At 69.1% G+C, this 5,353-nt stretch carries 6 protein-coding genes; 2 read left to right on the forward strand and 4 right to left on the reverse strand.

Going from position 1 to position 5,353, the window contains the following annotated elements; genetic code table 11:
* Positions 1 to 57: 57 nt before the first annotated feature.
* Entirely contained in the window at positions 58 to 1,791 is a 1,734-nt protein-coding gene (locus G6024_RS13170; RefSeq protein ID WP_159148887.1) for a sodium:solute symporter family protein, read from the forward strand.
* Positions 1,792 to 1,809: 18 nt separating this feature from the next.
* Positions 1,810 to 1,941: a putative transporter small subunit gene (locus G6024_RS16745; protein WP_096907137.1), complete on the forward strand. Its 132-nt coding sequence runs from the start codon at positions 1,810 to 1,812 to the stop codon at positions 1,939 to 1,941.
* Between the two features lie 152 nt (positions 1,942 to 2,093).
* On the opposite strand, the gene G6024_RS13175 is transcribed toward G6024_RS16745, so the two are convergent.
* The 4 genes from G6024_RS13175 to G6024_RS13190 form a co-directional block, all read right to left on the reverse strand.
* Complete coding sequence (locus G6024_RS13175; protein ID WP_159148888.1) at positions 2,094 to 3,416, reverse strand: alpha-hydroxy-acid oxidizing protein; 1,323 nt, start codon at positions 3,414 to 3,416, stop codon at positions 2,094 to 2,096.
* A 58-nt stretch (positions 3,417 to 3,474) separates the two neighbouring features.
* Positions 3,475 to 4,113: a GNAT family N-acetyltransferase gene (locus G6024_RS13180; RefSeq protein WP_067713405.1), complete on the reverse strand. Its 639-nt coding sequence runs from the start codon at positions 4,111 to 4,113 to the stop codon at positions 3,475 to 3,477.
* Between the two features lie 44 nt (positions 4,114 to 4,157).
* Positions 4,158 to 4,835: a CueP family metal-binding protein gene (locus tag G6024_RS13185; RefSeq protein ID WP_182640382.1), complete on the reverse strand. Its 678-nt coding sequence runs from the start codon at positions 4,833 to 4,835 to the stop codon at positions 4,158 to 4,160.
* A 74-nt stretch (positions 4,836 to 4,909) separates the two neighbouring features.
* On the reverse strand, positions 4,910 to 5,353 hold a 444-nt coding region (locus tag G6024_RS13190), incomplete at its 5' end, for a DUF305 domain-containing protein (RefSeq protein WP_159148889.1).

Below are 5,353 nucleotides of genomic sequence, written 5' to 3' on the forward strand. Positions count from 1 at the left end.
GTCAGGGTTCTCTATGCTGGGCCCGTTGTTCTGACAATAAAAGAGAGAAAGGCAGATATGGATTTGCTCGGCTCTCCCGCGCTGAGTGCGACTGCGCTTGTATTGCTACTGCTGCTGTTCTACGGCGGCACCATGGTCATGTCCATGCGGATCGCTCGCAAGGACGAGAACGCTGACAACTACATGACGGCCGGTCACCGGATCGGATTCGGCATCTCGGCGGCGTCGATGACGGCCACCTGGATCTGGGCCTCGTCGATGTACGCCTCGGTCAACTCCGGCTACCTCTACGGGGTGTCGGGACCGATCCACTACGGGCTCTGGGGTGCCCTGATGATCCTGTTCATCTACCCCTTCGGTCGACGCATCCGTAAGGTCGCGCCCCAGGCTCACACCCTGGCCGAGGTCATGTTCGCGCGCCACGGGCGCTCCTCCCAGCTGATGCTGGCCGGCTCCAACATCCTGGGCTCGGTCATCTCGCTGACGTCGAACTTCATCGCCGGTGGCGCCCTGATCGCCATGCTCAGCCCGTTCAGCTTCATGCAGGGCATCATCGTGATCGCCGCCGGTGTGCTGCTCTACACACTGTGGTCCGGCTTCCGCGCCTCGGTGCTCACGGACTTCGCCCAGGTGCTGGCCATGCTCGGCGCGGTCATCATCATCGTGCCGTCGATGTTCTTCTTCCTCGGCGGTGTCGAGGTGTTCTCGAGCGGTGCGGCCAACCTGACCCCGCAGCAGAGCAACTTCTTCTCCTCGGACGCGTTCCTCAACCAGGGCGCGCCCTACATCGCGGCCGTGCTGGCTTACGCGATCGGCAACCAGACCATCGCCCAGCGCCTGTTCGCGGTGCGCGAGGACCTGATCAAGCCGACCTTCATCACGGCGACGATCGGCTACGGCGCCACGATCATCGGCATCGGCATGGTGGGCGTGCTCGCCCTGTACGCGGGTATCGATCCCGTGGACGGCGACCCCAACAACATCCTGCCGCAGGTGGCCGCCGAGTACCTGCCGGGCATCCTGGTCGCGGTGTTCTTCATCATGATCATCGGGTCGCTCTCGTCGACCGCGGACTCCGACCTGTCGGCCATGTCGTCGATCGCCATGACCGACGTCTACGGACAGAGCCTGCGCAGCAAGGGCAAGGTGCCCAACCCGCGCACGATGCTCATCGTGGGCCGGCTCACGATGGTCGTCGCCACCGCTGCGGCGCTGGTGTTCGCCAACATCCGCTTCAACATCCTGGACCTGCTGGTCTTCGTGGGTGCCCTGTGGGGTGCCCTGGTGTTCCCGGTGATCGCGAGCTTCTACTGGAAGAAGGTCACCAACATGGCCTTCACCGTGTCCGTGCTCGCGGCGCTCGCGGTGTTCCTGCCGACCCGTTTCGGTGCCATCCCGGACAGCGGCGTGCTCGCGTACGGCATCGAGGCGCTGGCGGTGATCGGCGTGGGCGTGGTGCTCGGGCTGATGGTCTTCGGGTTCTTCGGCCTGCGCCCGGCGCTGGTCGTCGGCGCGATAGCAGCCCTGGGCAGTGCGCCGTTCATCTTCGGCTTCCTGCGTGACTACGACACCCTGACCGCTTCGCTCGTGGCGTACGCCGTGAGCACGATCGTCTGTGCCGCGATGTCCTTCCGTAGCTCGATGGACTTCGACTTCGCCAAGATCGCCGCCCGCACCGCCGACTACGACACCGCCGAGTCGGCGGAGGCGCTCGAGGCCCAGTCCGACGACGACGGCCGCGACCAGAACGTCCGAACCGATGACGACGACGACGACCTCGTCCGCGTCTAGGAAGGAAGGCAGCTGACAATGACACCGATCCTTCTCACGATCTACGTCCTGATCTGGCCCGTCATCGTGGCCGGCGTCCTCGCCGTCCTCGTCCGTGGCTTCGTCAAGGAGGCCGCCGAGGCCAGGCGCGAAGGCGACCCGATCATCTAGGGCGGCACAGAGCTGGCACGTTGCAGAGCTGGCCAGCCACGGAGCTGGCCCGTTGCAGAGCAGAGCCCCCGGTTGGCAGTCGCCTACCGGGGGCTCTTCTCATGCTTGAACCCGGACCACGCCGAGAGCGAGCCTTGGACCGGGCGCGAGTCTCAGGCCAGGAGCGAGGCGTCGACCTCGTCCCACGAGCTGGCGCCGCTCAGCGACATGGTGAGGTCGATCTCGGCGAGCAGGTTGTCGAGCACCTCGCCGACGCCGTGTTCGCCGGCGATGGCCAGGCCGTAGACGTGGGGCCGGCCGAGCGTCACCGCGTTCGCGCCGCACGCCATGGCCTTGACGACGTCGGTGCCGTTGCGGACGCCCGAGTCGAGCAGCAGTGTCGGCTCCGGGCCGACCGCCTCGCGGATCGCAACGAGGGCGTCGAGGGTGCCGATCGACCCGTCGACCTGGCGGCCGCCGTGGTTGGACACCATGACCGCGTCGACACCGGCATCGAACGCCTGCCGGGCGTCATCGGGGTGCAGGACGCCCTTGAGGACGATCGGCAGCCTCGTCCGGTCCCGCAGGGTCGCCAGGTGGTCCCAGCTCAGTGCCGGGTTGGAGAACGTGTCGAGGAACGTCTGCACGGCGGCACGGGTCTCGGGGGCGCGCAGGTTCTCCCGCGTCGAACCCGGGTGGTTGCGCGCCATCTCGAGCAGCGTCAGCGCCGCCTGCGGGGTGACCTTGACGGCATCGGCGTCCGCGCTGGCGCCCGCCGCGGCCTCGCGGTCGACCCGCTCGGCGACCAACTGCCGGAAGCGCGGGTCCGAGGTGTACTGCGCTATCCCGACGCCGCGGGTGAACGGCAGCGAACCGAGGTCGAGGTCCCACGGCCGCCAGCCCAGCGTGGTGGTGTCGAGGGTGACGACCAGGGCGCCGGCGTCGATCGCCTCGGCGCGGGCGATGAAGCTGTCGACCAGCTGCTCGTCGCTGCTCCAGTACAGCTGGAACCAGCGGGGGCTGTCCTGCATCGCGGCGGCCGTCGCCTCCATGGGCGAGGAGCCCTGCGAGGAGAAGATGTACGGCAGTCCGCGCCGGGCGGCGGCCCGGCCGACCATGACGTCGGCGTCGCGACGAATGAGTCCGGCGGCGCCGATCGGGGCCACCAGGACGGGCGCGGGGAGCGTCTGCCCGAGCACCGTGGTGGAGATGTCGCGCCGGGAGGTGTTGCGGAGCATGCGCGGCACCAGTCGCCGGCGGTCGAAGGCCTCGCGGTTGGCGGCCATCGTCTGCCCCGAGCCGGCGCCTCCGTAGACGTAGGCCCAGGCCTTTTTGCCGCCGGGTCGTCGCAAGAGCGCGCGGCGGGCGGCGGCTTCGAGCTTCTCCGCGCCGGTCGGCACCGCGGGGGTGATCCCGGAGACGCCAGAGCGGTAGATGACGTTCTGGCGCGCGCGGCCGAGCGTGTTTGTGATGGGGGTCACGAAGTCTGCCGTCATAGCCGTGAGCGTACTGAGTGGCTCGTCGCGTGCGCGGAGGAGGTGCCGCCCGGCGGGTCTACTCTGCGTTTCCGTCGGGCCGGCCGGACCGGTCCGCGCTGTCGACGGGTCGACGGACCATGGCGGTCGAGGACTGGCCGGGAAGTGTCGGCACGGAGCCCACCGCCTCGAACCCGAACCGCTCGTAGAGGCGTCGGCTCGCCGGGGTGGTGGATTCGAGGAACGCCAGCGGGGTCGCGGAGTGGTCGACGACCCTCAGTCGGTGCTTCAGCAGTGCCGATCCGACGCCCTTGCCGCGGGCTCGGGGACCGGTGCCGATGTCGCGGATGTACCAGTGCGGTTCGGTGGGTCGGTAGGCCTCGATCTGGAGGGTGTGCCGGGCACCGCGGCCCAGGGGGAGCCGGCCCAGCGTCCACAGGGCCGCACCGGAGATCGCTCGCCGGGCGGTGCCCAGAGCGCCGGGGGCGGCAGGGGGCTGCCAGAGGACCGCGCCGACGACGCGGCCGTCGTCCATCGCGACGTCGACCCACTGGGGGTGTCGCCGCACCCGGCGGAGGTAGTACGAGGTGAGTTTGGTGTGCCGGGTCTCGTCCTCGGGCAGCGTGACCGACCATGCGGGGTCGTCGCGGAACGCCTCGCTGAGGATGCCGGCGATCGCGGGCGCGTCGGCGCGTGTGGCGGTTCGGACGGTGACCATGGGCGGGCTCCTGGCGGGTGCGGGTCGGGTGCGGCGTCGGGCTCTTACGTCAGGTGCGCCGTGGTCAGACAGGTGAGGTCGTCGTCGCCGGTGGCGATCGGCACTGTCGAGGACTTTCCGTCGTGCTCGACTGTGAGGGTTCCGGTGAGGTCGCGGGGGAGCCACAGGCCGACGAACCCGTTGTCGTAGGCCGTGCGGGTCTCGTCGACGACCGTCTGCCCCGCCTCGTCGGTCACGGTGATGTCGACGGGCTCGCCGGCCATCTCGCCGAGGCAGGTGGTCAGACTGTGGAAGAGACAGTCGTGGGTCTGGTCCTCGTAGGGCGCGACGGCGAGGTAGAAGTGCTCGTCCGGCATCGGCAGGGTCGCGATGGAGCCGCCGGCGGTGTCGGTGAGGACGAGCTCGGTCGGCTGGACCGAGGCGAGGAGGGTGGCGGGGCGCTCGGCGACGGGCATGGTGTCGAGGTGCTCGATCACCCCGCGGGCGTCCATATCGGCCAGCCCGTACTGGTCGAGGATCTCGACCGCCGCGACCTGGCTCGCCTCGGCCTGGTTCTGACCGCTGTGGTCTTGTCCGCCCTGGTTCTGCGCGCTCTGGTTCTGCCCGCTGGGGCTCTGGTCCGCCTGGCCCGATTGTGTGGTGCCACAGGCGGAGAGGGTGAGCCAGCTCGCGGTGAGGGCCGCGGCGAGGGCCCGGCGACGCAGTCGAGGGGTGGTGGTCATTGCTGGGCGGGCTCCTTGTCGGGTGTTACGCTGTCGGGTATCACGCCGTCGGGTGTCGCGTGGCCGGTCAGGCCTCACATCGCCGCGAGCATCTCACGCATGCGCGCGATCTCCTCCTGCTGGGTGTCGATGATCGACCGGGCCAGGGCGACGGTCGGCGGGTAGGTGCCGTCCGCCACCTCCCCCTGTGCCATGTCGATGGCGCCCTCGTGGTGGGCGATCATCTGCTCCAGGTACAGCCGCGCGGCGTCGGTGCCCTCGGCGTCGAACAACTGCTGGAGCTCGTCGGCGGAGAGCATGCCGTCCATCATCGACATGTCGTTGCCCATCACGGGCATGCCGCCGCCACCGTGGCCCCGGTGGCCGTCGCGCGGGCCGGGCGGTTGTCCCCACTGGTCGAGCCAGGTCGTCATCTGATCGATCTCGGGAGCCTGTTCGGCCTTGATCTTCTCGGCGAGGGCTGTGGTGTCGGCGGGGATGTCTGATTTGGCCAGGATGATGTCGCTCATCTCGATCGC

Origin of the sequence: Dietzia maris (assembly GCF_014144855.1) — a bacterium.
Lineage (GTDB): Bacteria > Actinomycetota > Actinomycetes > Mycobacteriales > Mycobacteriaceae > Dietzia > Dietzia kunjamensis.